This is a genomic window from Rhodococcus sp. WB9, assembly GCF_007558985.1.
GTDB classification, from domain to species: Bacteria; Actinomycetota; Actinomycetes; order Mycobacteriales; family Mycobacteriaceae; genus Rhodococcus_F; species Rhodococcus_F opacus.
In genome coordinates, this window is sequence record NZ_CP041769.1 from 6,312,030 (window position 1) to 6,327,473 (window position 15,444).

The following is a 15,444-nucleotide window of genomic DNA, read 5'->3' on the forward strand; positions in this document are numbered from 1 at the left end:
CAGTGGGTAAACATTAGTTCGAATGAGTAAACACTCGAGCCCTTATCGACGCCGCGGTTCGCGGCGTTACTCCGCCTCCGGACCTATGCTGCAGACATGGGACCGGACGGTGGGCACGAGGCGAGGATCAGTGAGTTCCGGGAGGGGCTCGCCGCCGTGGTCCCCACCCGCCGAAGTCTGCAGCGCCTGTTCGAGGCGGTCCTCGTGGTCGGTTCGGGCCTCGAGCTGGATTCCACCCTGCAGCGCATCGTCACGTCGGCCACCTCCCTGCTCGACGCCCGGTACGGCGCGCTCGGTGTCCACGCCCCCGACGGCGGCCTGTCGGAGTTCGTCTACGAGGGCATCACGCCGGAAGAGCGTGCGCACATGGGTCACCTGCCCGAAGGCCGTGGGCTGCTGGGACTGCTGATCCACGACCCCCGCCCGGTGCGCCTCGCCAACCTGGCCGATCACCCGGGGTCGATCGGCTTCCCGCCCAATCATCCACCGATGAAGAGCTTTCTGGGTATGCCGATCATGATGCGGGGCAAGGTTTTCGGAAGCATCTATCTCACCGAGAAACTGAGCGGTCCCGAGTTCACCGACGAGGACGAGGTGATCCTGCGCGCGCTCGCGACCTCGGCAGGAGTGGCGGTCGAGAATTCGCGGCTGTTCGAGGAATCGCGGACGCGGGAGCGGTGGTTGACGGCCGTCGCGGCGATCACGTCCCGGCTGATGGTCGGCGGATCACTCGACGAAACACTCCACACACTCGCCGCCGAGGTACGCGAACTGTCCAGCGGCGACGAGGTCTACATCGTCGTCACGCTCGGCGAGGGCGCAGCGGTCGGGGCGGACAGCACGGTGCGGCCGCTGCGCGACAGCTTCCGCATCGCCACCCAGGCCGAGCCGTTCGCCGAAGTGCTGCGTTCCCGCACTCCCGCACTGCTGACGGGGCTCGACGGTCTGGCACCGTTCTCCGCCGAGGCGGGCCGGGCGGCGGTGCTGCCGTTGTCGACGGCGTCGGGGGTCGGCGGGGTCTTGGTGGTCACGGCGCGCGGCAACACTGCGTGGGATCCGGACGAGGTCGCCCGGCTCGAATCGGTGGCCGACCTGGCTGCCGTCGCGGTGGAATTCTCCGATCAGCAGAGCAAACAACGGCTGCTGTCGGTGCTCGCCGACCGTGACCGGATCGCGCGTGACCTGCACGACAACGTCATTCAGCGATTGTTCGCCACCGGCATGAGCCTGCAGAGCACGCACGCGGTCGGAGACGTCCCGGACGGCGTGCGCTCCATTGTGGCCACCGCGGTCGAACAACTCGATCGCACGGTGCGCGAGATCCGCACCACCATCTTCGATCTGCAGGCCACCGGCATCGCATCCGCGACGAGTCTGCGCCGTCGCCTCCTCGACGTGATCGGCGACCTCACCTCCCAGTCACCGATCGCGCCGAACGTACAGTTCTCCGGCGCCATCGACACTCTCGTACCCAGCCGCATCCACCAGCACGCGGAGGCGGTGCTGCGGGAAACGCTGAGTAATGCGCTGCGGCACGCGCGGGCCACCACCATCGACATCTCGGTGGCCGCCGGGGACGACCTCACCGTTACGGTCGCGGACGACGGCATCGGGATCGCCGACGGCGCCCGGCGCAGCGGACTGGACAACCTCGATCGGCGCGCCGAGCACTGCGGCGGCGCCTGCACCGTCGACGCCGAGGGCGGCGGAACCGTCGTCACCTGGCGTGTTCCGTTGACGTGATGAAGAATTCAGCGCTGGTTGCGTAGTTCGGTGGCCAGCACGGCCGCCTGCGTGCGTCGTTGCATCCCGAGTTTGGACAACAGCCGCGACACGTAGTTCTTGATCGTCTTCTCGGCGAGGAAGAGCCGCTCGGCGATCTCCCGGTTGGTGAGCCCCTCGCCGATCAACTCGAACACGGCGCGTTCCTGCTCGGACAGTTCCGCCAGAGGGTCTTCCCGGCGCGCGGACCTGATCCGGTTCATCAGCGCCGACGTCGCCCTGCTGTCGAGCAACGAACCGCCCTCCCCCACCGTTCGCACGGCGGCGACCAGGTCGGTGCCGAGGATCTGTTTGAGGACGAATCCGGACGCTCCGGCCATGATGGCGTCGAACAGCGCCTCGTCGTCCGAGTACGACGTGAGCATCAGGCACCGCAGTTCGGGCAGGGCCGCGCGGAGGTCCCGGCACAGTTCGACACCGTTGCCGTCGGGCAACCGGACGTCGAGCACGGCGACGTCGGCGCCGCAACCCGGGATGCGCGCCATCGCCTCGCCGACGGACGCGGCCTCCCCGACCACCTCGAGGTCGGGCACGCTGCCGAGTAGATCGACCAGGCCTCGTCGCACGATCTCGTGGTCGTCGACCAGGAACACCCGCGTGGTCATGTCTGCACCTCCACCGTCTTCTCCTCGAACCGTACCGCGCCGGCGACCGGAGCCCACCCCTCCGGGACCTCTCCCCCCCGCATTGGGGACCTTCGACCCAAGCGCAGGCGCCGTGGTGCGCGGAAAGCTGAGGTTGCGGGGGAACACCCGGACACCACAAGTGGAGGTCGCGATGAACAGCTGGTCGCTCAGTGACATCGAGGTGGTCTCCCGCGCCATCGTCTCGGCCCCGTCGATCCACGACACCCAGCCGTGGGATCTGCGGCTCGACGGCAGCTGCGCCGAGATCAGCGAGCGTCGCGGCTTCACGGACACGCCGCGCGCCGACCGCGTGATCTCGTGCGGCGCGGGCGTCGCGAACGTGGAGCTCGCGTTGCGGGCGCTCGGCAGGAAGATCGAGACCGACCTGATGCCCGATCCGCGCAGGCCCGACCTCGTCGCGTCCGTCCGGGCCGTGGGCACGGCCTCGCCGTCGAGTACCGAGCTGAGGCTGTTCTCCGCCATGGCTCGCCGCCGGAGTCATCGAGAAGCGTTCGTCGACATACCGGTTCCCGCAGCAACCATTGACGACATCATCCGCGCGGCGGCGACGGAGGGCGTCCGCGCCCGGCTGCTCGCCGCGGACGAGGCGCCCGCGCTCGCCGACGTGCTCCTCTCTTCCGCTGACCGGGTTCGGCAGGATCCCGGTCACCAGCGCGACCTCTTCCCGTGGACGTCGCACTGGCTGCCGCAGAGCGGTCACGAGTCGGTCGACACGATCCGCACCGTCGTCACCCGCGGCGTCCCCGACTCGGCACGCCTCGCCGCGGCGATCGAGGGCGAGACCGTCCTCGTGTTCGTCTCGGACACGCAGGAGTCGATCGACCTGGTCCGCACCGGAATCGCGGTCGAACGAGCGTGGCTGACCGCAGTCGACGCCCGGCTGGGCGCCTCCATCCTCTCCCACCCGCTGCGCGTCGACGATTCGGCGCGTCGCCTCGCACATCGACTCGACGTGCCGGGCCATCCACAGCTGATCCTGCGAATCGGTTACTGACAGACCAGAAACGGAGTGCCCTTGTGAGCCGCGTACTCACGGACCGCGAACTGCTGCACGAACTCGAGGACGTCGCCGAGGACAACGTCAACCGCCACCTGGCCATGGCGAAGGACTGGCATCCCCACGACTACGTTCCGTGGGACGACGGCCGCAACTTCGCGGCGCTGGGCGGGGAGGACTGGGATCCGGAGCAGTCCCAGCTCAGCGACACCGCGCGGGCGGCGATGATCACCAATCTGCTGACCGAGGACAACCTGCCGTCCTACCACCGCGAGATCGCCCAGCACTTCTCACTCGACGGCGCCTGGGGCACGTGGGTGGGCCGGTGGACCGCGGAGGAGAACAAGCACTCCATCGTGATGCGGGACTATCTGGTCGTGACGCGAGGGGTCGACCCGGTAGCGCTCGAGCAGGCTCGAATGGACCACATGACACAGGGCTTCGATCCCGGTGGCGGGTCCATGCTGGATTCGGTGTCGTACGTGACGTTCCAGGAACTGGCCACCCGGGTGTCGCACCGGAACACGGGTAAGGCGTGCGGTGATCCGATCGCGGACCGGATGCTCGCCCGGGTGGCGGCCGACGAGAACTTGCACATGATGTTCTACCGCAACATCGTCGGTGCCGCCCTGGACGTCGCACCCGATCAGGCGATTGCCGCGATCCACAAGGTGGTGACCAACTTCCAGATGCCCGGTGCGGGCATGCACAATTTCCGCCGTAACGCGGTCCTGATCGCGAAGGGCGGCATCTACGACCTGCGCCAGCATCTCGACGACGTCGTCCTACCGGTGCTCCGGAAGTGGAACATGTTCGAGCGTAACGATTTCGGACCGGACGGTGAACGCTGCCGCGAGGAACTGGCGGTGTTCCTGCAGAGCCTGGAAGCCAAGGCCGCCCGGTTCGAGGAGTCGCGGGATCGCGCGCTCGCCCGCGAAGCCCGGCGCGGCGGGCGCGTCGCGGCCCGCTAACGCACCTCGAAGACCAGCGGGAACCGCGACGCGGCGTCGTCGAGTTCGGGTGCGGGAGCCCCCTTCAGGAAGCGGTCGAACATCCCTGCCACGAGGTCGTTGGTGGTGTCGACCACCTCCTGGCGGGGAGCCGTGCCGAGGCTGAAACCTCGACATTGAACCCGGCGTCCACCCGCGGATCGTCGAGGAGGACCTGCGTGGTGGTGGCTCCGCCGTTCGAATGACCGAACATCCCGATCCGGTCGGGATCGACGGCCTCGGGGAGACCGTCCGGCAACAGCCGGCCGATCCCGTCGGGGTCGTCACCGCGGGAGAGGGATTCGACGGTGTCGACGACGAAACTCGCATCCTCCACCCGGGTGTCGAGCGCCTTCTTCTGGGTTCGGCGGCGTACGGGTCGGTGATCTGTGACGTGACGACGCGGCCGTTCGGGAACACCGTCGCGAGGGCCTCACCCGTGTGGTCCATGCTGATCACCACGTAGCCGCGGCTCGCGAGATCCTCGGCGGCGATCGTGTACAGCGTCCGCGGCGCATGGAAGCCCGGCGAGAAGAGGACGACGGGAAGCGAGCGGGGAAACCACTGAGCCGGCGACCAGTCCCCGGAGTGTGAGGGTTGCCTTCACTCGAGCCTCCTCTGCGAAGTCGAGCGAAGGCTACCGCACCATCGTCGCGATCGGGGGTGCTAGCTTTCCGGCCTGACGATCATCACCGGGCAATCCGCGGTGTGGAGCAACGCATTGCTGGTGGAGCCCAACAGCATTCCCGTGAAGCCACCCCGGCCGCGGCTGCCCACGACGATCAGCTGCGCCTTCTCGGCGAACTCGCTGAGCACCCGCACCGGGCGGTCCCGCGCGACGACGCGTTCGACCGTCACATCGGGGTACCGCTCCTGGTACCCGGCCAGGCGCTCCGACAGCACCACTTCTTCGCCCGTCTGGATGCTGCTCCACAGCGGGTCCTCCGGGCTGGCGCCGAGTGACGGCTGCACACTGACATCGCTCCACACGTTGACCGCGACCAGGCTCGCTCCGCGGGCGGCGGCCTGCTCGAATGCCACTTCCACCGCCGCCTTGCTGCTTTCCGAGCCGTCGATGCCGACCACGATCGGCCCCTCTGTCGGTGGCTGCCCGTCCATGGTCCGCCCCCGCACGACCACCAGCGGGCAATGACCGTGCGCCGCGACCGCGGAGGTGGTGGAACCGACCAGCAGACCGGTGAACTCACCGTGCCCGCGCGAACCGAGCACCACCATGTGCGCGTTCGCGGAGAGCTCGATGAGTGTCTGGCTCACCTTGCCCTCGTGCTGTTCGGTGGTGATGTCGAGCGGCTCGTCCACCGTCTGCTTGGCGTGCACCCGCGCGCTGCCGAGCCGGGCCTTCGCCGTGTCCTCGAGTTCTTCCTTGAAGCTCTCGGCCAGGTACGGCTCGGTGTAGTAGAAGGCAGGAATGTGCACCACTGTCACGATGTGCAGCGGGAGCGACAGTGCGGCGGCGGCGCGAGCGGCCCACGCCACGGCGGCCGAGGCCGCCTCGGATCCGTCCACACCCACAACGATCGGCTTGGTTCCGGTCATGGTCACCTTTCCTGATTCTTCCGGCTGGGCCCTGCTGGGGTTCGCGGGGCTACCCGCAGATCTTGCGGAGCTTCTCGACCAACGCGACGCGTCCCGCACGATCCGCGGCGAGCGGGGTGACGGTGAGCGTGGTGACCCCGGATTCGGCGAAGGCGGCCACCCGCTCCGCGACGTAGCTCTCCGGACCGATCAGCGACACGGCCCGCACCAGATCGTCCGGCACCGCGGCGGCGGCCTCGTCCTTCTTGCCCGACAGGTAGAGGTCCTGGATGGTCTCGGCTTCCTTCTCGTAGCCGTACCGGACCGCGAGGTCGTTGTAGAAATTCTTGCCCTTCGCGCCCATGCCGCCGATGTACAGCGCGAGCCCGGGGCGGACCCAGTCGAGCATGTGCTCGACGTCGTCGCCGATGGCGAGGGCGGGCGACGCGAAGACCTGCAGCTCACCGAGGCTGGGGTCGCGCTTCGCCTTGCCCTTGGCCAGGGGCTCGCCCCACACGCTCGCCGCCTTCTCCGGGTGGTAGAAGATGGGTTCCCAGCCTTCGGCGATCTCGGCGGTCAGCTCCACGTTCTTCGGCCCGAGTGAGGCGATGACGATCGGGATGCGATCACGCACAGGGTGGTTGATGATCTTCAGCGGCTTGCCCAGCCCGGTGCCCTTCTCGGCGGGCAGCGGAATCTGGTAGTACTTGCCCTGGAACTCGACCTTCTCGCGGCGCCACACCTTGCGACAGATCTCGACGACCTCGCGGGTGCGCCCGAGCGGGGCGTCGTACTTGACGCCGTGAAAGCCCTCGATCACCTGTGGTCCGGAGGCGCCGAGGCCCATCACGAAGCGTCCGTCCGACACGAAGTCGAGGCCGGCGGCCGTCATGGCGGTCAGGCTGGGCGTGCGGGTGTAGATCTGGAAGATCCCGGACGCGAGTTCGAGTGTCGTGGTCTTGGCGGCGAGGTAGCCGATCTGGCTCACCGCGTCGAACGAGTAGGCCTCGGGCACGAACGCGATGTCGAGTCCGGCTTTCTCCAGGTCGGCGACCTCCTCGACCGTCTCGGCGAAACCGCCGCTGTAGTTCAAGCCCATACCTATGCGCACGTCGTTCCCCAATCCTGGCGTTATCTGCAACCTGTTCCTGCTTCAACTCAGACACTACTGCGAGCAATGGCGTCAGGGGCGTGCAGGCCTCACGACGACTACCGGGCAATGTGCCCCACCGACCAGGCTGTTGCTGGTCGATCCGAGCAGCATCCCCTTGAAACCTCCGCGCCCCCGGCTGCCGACCACCAGCAGTTGCGCCTTCTTCGACCACTCGAGCAATCGCGCCCGCGGATTGTCGATGTACACCTCCCGGGTGACCCGCACATCGGGGTACTTCTCCTGCCAGCCGGCGAGGCTCTCGGCGAGAACGGCGTGTTCGTCCTCCTCGAGCCCCTGCGGCACCAGCGCCGCGGCCCGCGGGTCCTCGAACGCTGCCGGTCCGAGGTCGCTCCAGACGTGGACGGCCACCAACGGCGCGTTCCGCAGCGACGCCTCCTGGAAGGCCACCGCGATCGCCCGCTCACTGGTGGGGCTGCCGTCGACGCCGACCACGACGGGTCCGTCGGCGTGGGCGTCGCCGCGGACCACGACGACCGGGCAGTGGGCGTGACTGGTGACGTTGATCGCCGTGTTCCCGAGCAGTGCGGTGGCGGCCGCTCCGGACCCGGACGCGCCGACCACCACGATCCGGGCGTTCTCGGACAGGTCGACGAGCCACTGGGCACTGCTGCCGATCGACAGTTCGGTGTGGACGTCGATGATGGGATTGACCGCGAACGCCTGCTCCTGCGCCTCGGCGAGAATCGCCTTGCCACTCGCTTCGACCCACTCGTACACGCCGCCCGAATCCATGTAGGGACCGCCGAACCCGTACGGAGCGAAGTCGAGTGCGTGGATGATCTTCAGGTTCAGTCCACGTTCGGTGGCCAGTTCGGCGGCCACCCGAACAGCGGACTTCGAGGTGTCCGATCCGTCGACACCGACGACGACGCTGTTGCGGTCCCGTGTGCTCATGACTTCACACTATCCCCGGCCTCCGCTTCGCGTCTGCCGCCCTTCGCCTTTCGACGAGGGACTTAAGTCCCCACCATCTCGGGCTCTCCGCCCGTAGCCGTGACGGCCGACTTCGGCGATGATGAAGAGATGGAGTGGTCTGTCCAGCTCGAAAATGACTGGGCCACTGCATTTTCCGCTCAGATTCCGTCGGTAGCGACGTCGGTCACAAATTTGGTATCCGAGATGAGAATTAAAGTACGTTCGGGTTATGCAACTCACACAGTTCACCGACCTCGGACTGCGGGTCGTCATGCGACTGGCCGTCGCCGGGGACGGCGAACGACCGGGGAGCCGGGCGATCGCCGAGGAACTGTCGGTCTCGTACACCCACGCCGCCAAGGTGATTACCCGGCTGGGTGAGCTCGGCATCGTCGACGCACGCCGGGGACGCGCGGGCGGTCTGGCCATCACCGAACTCGGGCGCACCGCCTCCGTCGGATGGCTCGCCCGCCGACTCGAAGGCGATTCGGAGGTCGTCGACTGCGACGGCGCCCAACCGTGCCCGCTGCGATCGGGGTGCCTGCTGCGGTCGGCGCTGCGACGCGCACAGAATGCGTTCTTCGAGTCGCTGGACGCCCTCACGATCGAAGACCTCACCCGGTCCCCCACCGGAACCGTGCTGCTCGCCCTCCCGCGAGCAACCGCCGCCACAACTTCCCAGATTTCTCGAACGATCGGAGAATGACATGCTCTCGCCCACCTCGACGGACGTCATCCGCGCCACCCTGCCCGTGGTCGGCGCCGCGATCTCGGACATCACGACGCTGTTCTACCGCAAGCTGTTCGACGCGCACCCCGAACTCGAACGAGACCTGTTCAACCGCGGAAATCAGAAGCAGGGCGAACAGCAGAAAGCGCTGGCCGGAGCCATCGCCGCGTTCGCGGCCCTCCAACTCGAGCCCGATCAGGCGCGCGTCGACCTCATCCTCTCGAGGATCGCGAACAAGCACGCCTCACTGGGGATCGAGCCCGCGGAGTACGCGATCGTGCACACACACCTGTTCGCGGCCATCGTCGAGGTCCTCGGCGACGCCGTCACTCCCGAGGTCGCTGCGGCCTGGGACGAGGTGTACTGGCTGATGGCGGAGACCCTGATCGCGATGGAGGCCGGGCTCTACGCCTCGGCGGGAGTGACGGTCGGCGACGTGTGGCGGGACGTGCGGGTCCGCGAGCGCCGCCACGAGTCCGCCGACACGGTCTCGTTCGTGCTCACTTCCCTCGACGGCTCGCAGCTTCCGTCGTTCGCTCCAGGGCAGTACCTGTCCGTGGCGGTTCACCTGCCGGACGGTGCGCGCCAGATCCGCCAGTACAGCCTGTCGTCGGCCCCGTCGCGCGGCGACTGGAGGATCTCGGTGAAACGAGCGGGCGAGGTGTCGAACTTCCTCTACCAGAACGTCTTCGAAGATGACGTCCTCGCGGTGTCGACGCCGTTCGGCGATCTCGTCCTGCAGGACGACGACGCTCCGCTGCTGCTCGTGTCCGCGGGCATCGGGTGCACGCCGATGATCGGGATGCTCAGCCACCTCGCGGACACCGAGGACAGCCGACCGATCTCGGTACTCCACGCCGACCGGTCGGCCAGCAGTCACGCGCACCGCGCGGAGCTGACCGAACTGGTGGAACGTCTGCCGTTCGCGGTGATGCACCGCTGGTACGAAGACCTGGGCGCCCGGCGGCCCGAGGGCAGCCTGCGCGAGGGACGGGCCGACCTCGGTGAGGTCACGATCGCGCCCGGTACTCGCGCCTACCTGTGCGGTCCGTTGCCGTTCATGCTCGGAATGCGGGAGGCGCTCCTCGCGAAGGACGTGCCCGCCGAGAACATCCACTACGAGGTGTTCGGTCCGGACAGCTGGTCGGCCACCGTGTGAGAGCCACGGCGGCGCCGTTCACACCGGCCAGGTGTGAACGGGGCTGCCCTCACGCATGTTCTCCACGTACTGACGCAGCATGGCGGCCAGGGCTTCCGCCCGGCTCAGACCGGCGTTCTCGTGCCGGACCACCTGTGCACGCTGCCACGACGCCCCCGTCTGCCGGGTGACGCACCGGCCCTCGATGACGCTCAGGTAGCGGTCGCGGGCCTTCGCGGACAGTCCGAACGCGGCGAGCCCCTCGTCGGCGATCGGCAGCAGCCGCCGCAGGACGAGCTCGTCGGCGCCCGCGAACCCGACACCGGGCCAGTACAACTCGGCGTCCATGCCGTGCTTCGCGCCGGCGTGCAGGTTCTCCTCGGCCGCATTGAACGACATTTGCGACCAGACGGGCCGATCCGATTCGACGAGCCCGCGCAGCGCGCCGTAGTAGAACGCGGCGTTCGCCATCGTGTCGAGCACGGTCGGGCCCGCGGGCAGCACCCGGTTCTCGATCCGCAGGTGCGGCTTGCCGTCGTCGCTGTCGTATACCGGGCGGTTCCACCGGTAGATGGTGCCGTTGTGCATCTGCAGTTCGCTCAGGTCCGGCACCCGGCCCGCGTCGAGTTCGGCCGCCGGGTCGACGTCGGAGACCTCCGGCAGCAGTGCCGGGAAGTATCGGGAGTTCTCCTCGAACAGGTCGAAGACCGACGTGATCCATCGCTCCCCGAACCACACGCGGGGCCGCACGCCCTGGTTCTTGAGCTCCAGTGGACGCGTGTCGGTGGCCTGCTCGAAGATCGGGATGCGGGATTCGTGCCACAGCGCCTTGCCCGCCATGAACGGCGCGTTCGCGGCGAGGGCCACCTGGGCACCGGCCAGGCACTGCGCGGCGTTCCAGTGTGCGGCGAATTCGTCGGGCGCGACGCGCAGGTGCAGCTGCAGCGACGTGCATGCGGCTTCCGGGAGCACCGAATTGGCGTCCACCTTCAGCTGTTCGGCGAGCCGGCCCTCGAGCGGCACACCCTCGAGGTCGAGTTCGATGTCCTCCCCCCGCGCGGCGAAGATCTGATCGTTGAGCTGCTCGTAGCGGGGATTCGCGGTGATCCACTCCCTGCCGAGGTGCTCGAGCTGCAGCGTCGGCAGCATGCCCACCATCACCAGCTGGGCGTCGTGCCCGTGGATCCGCGCGTCGGCGACGTGCAGCGACGCGCGCAGGGTGCGTTCGAGCTCGAACGTCCCCTCACCGATCAGGGGACCCGGCCGGACGTTCATCTCGACGTTGAACTGACCGAGTTCGGTCTGGAACACGGCGTCGTCGTCGATCGACTCGAGAACGGCGAGATTGGACATCGCGGGCGTCATGTCGGCGTGGACGAGATTGAACTCGATCTCCATGCCCAGCATGGGCCTGGGCGGGTCGACCTCGTCGACGAACGCTCCCTCCCGCAGCATTCTCTCGAGCGCGTCGACGCACATGAGCACCTTCTGCCGGAACAGACGCCGGTCTTCTCGGGTGAATGTCCGAGACGTCACTTCGCGACCCATACCACTCCCCAACTGCGCGTCGAACTGCGCTCACGGGGGAGCATATCCGTTCATCCCGCGCGAATGCGGGATGGCGGGCTAACCTCGAACCAGACGCTGGTGAGCGGAAGGACTTGAGATGACGCCTGATACCGACTCCAAGAAGAAACCAGAGTTCTCCGTGGGCACGCGCGTGAAAACGCGGCATTCGGCCGATCACGAACTGGCCGAGAAGAAGTGGCCCCTGGAGGCCGGCGTCATCGTCGACGATTTCGCCGGCGTCCAGGACATCAGCAACGATTCGTACGGCCGCGACTGGGCCGTCTCACGACGCTGGGCGATCGCCCTCGACAGCGGACCACTCGTGTTCCGCAACGACGAAGACCTCGAGCCGGAATAGGCCCTTACGCGTTGGCGCCTGCGTCGCCCCAGGTGACGGCCACGCCGCGGTCCTGTAGCCAGCGCCCCGGATCGACCTTGTTTCCGCTCGCGTCGTGTACCTCGAAGTGCAGGTGCGGTCCGGTGGACTGGCCGCGGTTACCGACGTGGGCAATCTCCTGCCCGGCGGTGACGCGCTGCCCGACACTCACGGTGTAGTCGTTGACGTGTCCGTAGACGGTGACGGTGCCGTCGTCGTGCAGCAGACGCACCCACAGTCCGAAACCGGACGCCGCGCCGGCATCGATGACCTGGCCGTCGGCCGCCGCGAGCACCGAGGTGCCGATGGGGGCCGCGATGTCGATGCCGCCGTGGTGTGCTCCCCAGCGGGAACCGAAGTTGGAGGTCAGCTTGCCCGACACCGGCTGAACCGCGTGCGGCTTGACCGGGTTGACGTTGGACAGCCACTGCTGCGCCTGAGCGCCGAGGTCCGGGCCGCCGAGGTTCTGGGCGGCGGCACCGAGGTCTGCGGGCAGCTCGAAGCCGGCGGGAAGGACACCGGCCGGGATCTCGAACGGCACACCCGGCAGCGTCTGCGCGCCGCTCGTCTCGTGGGAGTCGACGGGGGCGGCAGCGGCGTTTCCGGCGCCCAGCTGGGCTGCGCCGACCACGATGGCCCCGGTGGCGGCCGCAACAGTCGCGGCCTTGATGCCCAAACCCGCTCCGGTCTGCTGGTTGCGATGGCGTCCGCGCGCCGCGTCCGGATCGATCTCGAAGCGAACGGAAGACCCGTTCGCCCGGTGGTGGGAACCCACAGTAAATACCTCGTCAGTCGTCGGATTGCAGCTCTCCCCGTCCGGGGTGGGCTCCTCTGTCTGGCGACGAATGTAACAAAACGATATAGATCCGCGCCACCGTTACCGAACGTTTATGTTCGGCGCTCCTCGAGTTCTGCCTTGAACGCGGCGTAGCGAGCGCGGTGCGGGGCACGCCGGCGGATCACCGCCCACGCGATCCCGAGCACGACGAACCATACCGGGGTGACGAGGAGAGCCTCGAGGGTGTCCGCCTCCTGGGTCAGCGCCCAGATGAGAAACACGAAGAACGCCAGGACGACCCAGCACATCACCACACCGCCGGGCATCTTGAACTTCGACGCCTCGTGCAGTTCGGGTCGACGCTTCCGGTACACGATGTAGCTCGCCAGGATCATCGTCCACACGAACATGAACAGCACCGATGAGATTGTCGTCACAGTTGTGAACGCCTCGATGACGGAGTCGCCGGAGAACAGCAGTGCGATCGCCGACAGCAGGAAGGCGCACGAGAACATCAGCGCATTGGCCGGGACCTTGCGGGAGGAGAGCCGGCCGAGCCGGGCCGGCGCGTCCCCCTCCTGCGCGAGGCCGTAGATCATCCGCGAGGTCGAATAGATGCCCGAGTTCGCCGAGGACGCCGCGGACGTCAGCACCACGAACTGGATGACCCCGGCCGCGATCCCCAGGCCGGCGAGGGTGAACATCGCCGTGAACGGGCTCTCCCCGGGGACGACCTCACGCCACGGCGTGACCGAGATGATCACGATCAGCGAGACCACATAGAACAGCAGGATGCGGATCGGGATCGAGTTGATGGCCTTCGGCAGGTTCTTCTCCGGGTCCTTCGCCTCGGCCGCCGTGGTGCCGACGAGCTCGATACCGACGAACGCGAAGACCGCGATCTGGAATCCGGCCACGAAGCCCATCGCCCCGGTCGGGAACATGCCGCCGTCGTTCCACAGGTTGTCGAAGCCGGCCTCGGACCCGTTGGGCGACGTGAAGTGCGTGAACACCATCACGAGCCCGACCACGATGAGGCTGACGATGGCGATGATCTTGATCAGCGCGAACCAGAACTCGGTCTCACCGAACGCCCGCACGGTCGGCAGGTTCAGCAGCAGCAGCGCCGCGATGGCGATCAGTGCCGGGATCCACAGCTGGAGGTCGGGCCACCAGTACTGCACGTAACCGGAGATCGCGACGATGTCGGCGATGCCGGTGACGATCCAGCAGAACCAGTACGTCCACCCCGTGAAGAACCCGGCCCAGGGGCCGAGCAGGTCGGCGGTGAAGTCGGAGAACGACTTGTAATGCAGGTTGGAGAGAAGCAGCTCACCCATCGCCCGCATCACGAAGAACAGCATGAAACCGATGATCATGTAGACGAAGATCACCGACGGCCCGGCCAGCGAGATCGTCTTCCCGGACCCCATGAACAGGCCCGTGCCGATTGCTCCGCCGATCGCGATCAGCTGGATATGCCGGTTGGCGAGCTGCCTGGAGAGATGCGGCTCGCCGGCCGGCCCCGTCCCTGAGCCATCACCCGGTTCCGATCCGATCGAGCCCGTCGAGGAAGTGCGGTCAGCCATGGAACACCTGCAACCCTTCTCAGTCCTTGCTGTCACCGTCCGAAAGCGTGGGTCACGTTACGCCGGGACCACTTGCGGACCACGGCCGAGGACGGCATTCCGCATCGAGGGACTTGACAGAAGCCGAGTAGCTAAGGCTAACCTCAGTTCGTTACTTCGAGCGAGGAGCCTGCACATGATCGAGGACCTGATCGAGATCGCGTACGCCCAGGGCGCAATCACCTGCGTGGCTCAGGCCGCCGACGGCGTCGACGAGTACGAACTCGCCCGGGTCGATTCGGTCGCGTCCAGCGTCACGGTCACGGTGCGGGCCGACGGCAAATTCGCGAAGGCCACGAGCGTCGAGGGCTACCTCAGTCTCGGGCAGGTCGTCCGGGCGTGCGGACTCGACTACCGGCACGCCACCTCGAGCGCCCGCCAATACATCCACTGATCAACCCAGGTGCTCCCCGAAGAAACCGTCGATCCTCCGCCACGCGTCGGCGGCGGCTTCCGGGTCGGGCACCATCCCCGTGACCTTCGCCAGGGGACGCAGCACCTTCGGTCCGGCCAGCTCGTCGTTCAAGAACGTATGACCGGCAGTGGGGTACTCCTTCACATCGTGAGCCACGCCGGCCTTCGTCAGCGCCGCCTCCAACTTGGCCGCCGCGTTCCGCAGCGCGAAGTCCTTCCCGCCGTAACTGGCGACCACCGGGCACGCACCCGCCACCGCCCCCTCGAGGTCGCGCGGCAGGACCCCGTAGTTCGGGGCCGCCGCATCGAAACCCGTGCGCAGGGTCATCAGGGCGAACCCGCCGCCCATGCAGAACCCGATGACCCCGATCTTCCCCGTGCAGTCCGACGAGCCGGACAACCACTGACGGGCAGCCTCGATGTCGCCGTACGCCCGGCCCTTCCCCGACAGCATCGCCCGCATCGTCGCCACCAGGCAGCGTCGCGCACCGCCCGCACTGAACAAATCCGGCGCCAGAGTCAGGAACCCCGCCGACGCCAGCCGGTCCGCCTGCCGACGCATCACATCGTCCAAGCCGAACGCCTCGTGCACCATCACCACACCCGGCCACGGACCCTCACCGGACGGCCGCGCCAGATAACCGTGCAGGTTCAGCGAACCGTCGTGCCGCGCAGCGAGGTCGGTCAAGTCGATCTCGGACATGTGCGTCTCCCGTTCCGTCGTCACTTCCAGAACATCTGCGACAACCATGCCCTCCCCATCGCGAGCGC

Annotated in this window: 16 protein-coding genes; 8 read left to right on the forward strand and 8 right to left on the reverse strand. The window is 67.5% G+C overall.

Going from position 1 to position 15,444, the window contains the following annotated elements; genetic code table 11:
- Positions 1-96: 96 nt before the first annotated feature.
- A complete protein-coding gene (locus FND50_RS29455) occupies positions 97-1,743 on the forward strand; it encodes a GAF domain-containing sensor histidine kinase (RefSeq protein ID WP_144288027.1) in 1,647 nt (548 codons plus the stop codon).
- An 8-nt stretch (positions 1,744-1,751) separates the two neighbouring features.
- On the opposite strand, the gene FND50_RS29460 is transcribed toward FND50_RS29455, so the two are convergent.
- The gene (locus FND50_RS29460) at positions 1,752-2,387 is read right to left on the reverse strand and encodes a response regulator transcription factor (protein ID WP_005254213.1); all 636 of its coding nucleotides are present in this window, start codon (positions 2,385-2,387) and stop codon (positions 1,752-1,754) included.
- A gap of 172 nt (positions 2,388-2,559) precedes the next feature.
- On the opposite strand from FND50_RS29460, the gene FND50_RS29465 reads away from it, so the two are divergent.
- The 3 genes from FND50_RS29465 to FND50_RS29475 all read left to right on the forward strand — a co-directional run bounded on the left by FND50_RS29465 (position 2,560) and on the right by FND50_RS29475 (position 4,881).
- Positions 2,560-3,423 (forward strand): nitroreductase family protein, encoded by an 864-nt coding sequence (locus FND50_RS29465; protein WP_144288028.1) that lies wholly within the window; start codon positions 2,560-2,562, stop codon positions 3,421-3,423.
- Between the two features lie 23 nt (positions 3,424-3,446).
- Positions 3,447-4,397 carry an acyl-ACP desaturase gene (locus FND50_RS29470; RefSeq protein ID WP_065492129.1) on the forward strand — a complete coding sequence of 317 codons (951 nt, stop codon included), beginning with the start codon at positions 3,447-3,449 and terminating at the stop codon, positions 4,395-4,397.
- Positions 4,398-4,617: 220 nt separating this feature from the next.
- Positions 4,618-4,881, forward strand: coding sequence for a hypothetical protein (locus FND50_RS29475; RefSeq protein WP_144288029.1), 264 nt, complete (start codon positions 4,618-4,620; stop codon positions 4,879-4,881).
- A 200-nt stretch (positions 4,882-5,081) separates the two neighbouring features.
- Here the strand turns inward: FND50_RS29475 and FND50_RS29485 are convergent, their stop codons facing one another.
- From FND50_RS29485 to FND50_RS29495, 3 genes are all read right to left on the reverse strand, one after another.
- A complete protein-coding gene (locus FND50_RS29485; protein WP_144288030.1) occupies positions 5,082-5,972 on the reverse strand; it encodes a universal stress protein in 891 nt (296 codons plus the stop codon).
- A 49-nt stretch (positions 5,973-6,021) separates the two neighbouring features.
- Entirely contained in the window at positions 6,022-7,062 is a 1,041-nt protein-coding gene (locus FND50_RS29490) for an LLM class F420-dependent oxidoreductase (RefSeq protein WP_005573597.1), read from the reverse strand.
- Positions 7,063-7,134: 72 nt separating this feature from the next.
- Positions 7,135-8,019: a universal stress protein gene (locus FND50_RS29495; RefSeq protein WP_144288031.1), complete on the reverse strand. Its 885-nt coding sequence runs from the start codon at positions 8,017-8,019 to the stop codon at positions 7,135-7,137.
- A gap of 250 nt (positions 8,020-8,269) precedes the next feature.
- On the opposite strand from FND50_RS29495, the gene FND50_RS29500 reads away from it, so the two are divergent.
- Positions 8,270-8,746 carry an Rrf2 family transcriptional regulator gene (locus FND50_RS29500; protein WP_007296473.1) on the forward strand — a complete coding sequence of 159 codons (477 nt, stop codon included), beginning with the start codon at positions 8,270-8,272 and terminating at the stop codon, positions 8,744-8,746.
- Between the two features lies 1 nt (position 8,747).
- A complete protein-coding gene (locus tag FND50_RS29505) occupies positions 8,748-9,929 on the forward strand; it encodes a globin domain-containing protein (RefSeq protein ID WP_144288032.1) in 1,182 nt (393 codons plus the stop codon).
- Between the two features lie 18 nt (positions 9,930-9,947).
- Here FND50_RS29505 and FND50_RS29510 read toward each other — a convergent pair whose 3' ends face one another.
- Entirely contained in the window at positions 9,948-11,456 is a 1,509-nt protein-coding gene (locus FND50_RS29510) for a glutamate-cysteine ligase family protein (RefSeq protein ID WP_144288033.1), read from the reverse strand.
- A 118-nt stretch (positions 11,457-11,574) separates the two neighbouring features.
- Between FND50_RS29510 and FND50_RS29515 the strand changes: the two genes are divergently transcribed.
- On the forward strand, positions 11,575-11,835 hold the full coding sequence (locus FND50_RS29515; RefSeq protein WP_144288034.1) for a hypothetical protein: 261 nt from the start codon (positions 11,575-11,577) through the stop codon (positions 11,833-11,835).
- Between the two features lie 4 nt (positions 11,836-11,839).
- Here the strand turns inward: FND50_RS29515 and FND50_RS29520 are convergent, their stop codons facing one another.
- On the reverse strand, positions 11,840-12,628 hold the full coding sequence (locus FND50_RS29520; RefSeq protein ID WP_144288035.1) for a M23 family metallopeptidase: 789 nt from the start codon (positions 12,626-12,628) through the stop codon (positions 11,840-11,842).
- Between the two features lie 113 nt (positions 12,629-12,741).
- Complete coding sequence (gene cycA / locus FND50_RS29525) at positions 12,742-14,220, reverse strand: D-serine/D-alanine/glycine transporter (protein WP_186301172.1); 1,479 nt, start codon at positions 14,218-14,220, stop codon at positions 12,742-12,744.
- 175 nt (positions 14,221-14,395) lie between these two features.
- Here cycA and FND50_RS29530 point away from each other — a divergent pair, with 175 nt between their 5' ends.
- Positions 14,396-14,653: a hypothetical protein gene (locus tag FND50_RS29530; protein WP_005254226.1), complete on the forward strand. Its 258-nt coding sequence runs from the start codon at positions 14,396-14,398 to the stop codon at positions 14,651-14,653.
- On the opposite strand, the gene FND50_RS29535 is transcribed toward FND50_RS29530, so the two are convergent.
- The gene (locus FND50_RS29535; protein WP_144288036.1) at positions 14,654-15,424 is read right to left on the reverse strand and encodes a dienelactone hydrolase family protein; all 771 of its coding nucleotides are present in this window, start codon (positions 15,422-15,424) and stop codon (positions 14,654-14,656) included.
- Positions 15,425-15,444: the final 20 nt, after the last annotated feature.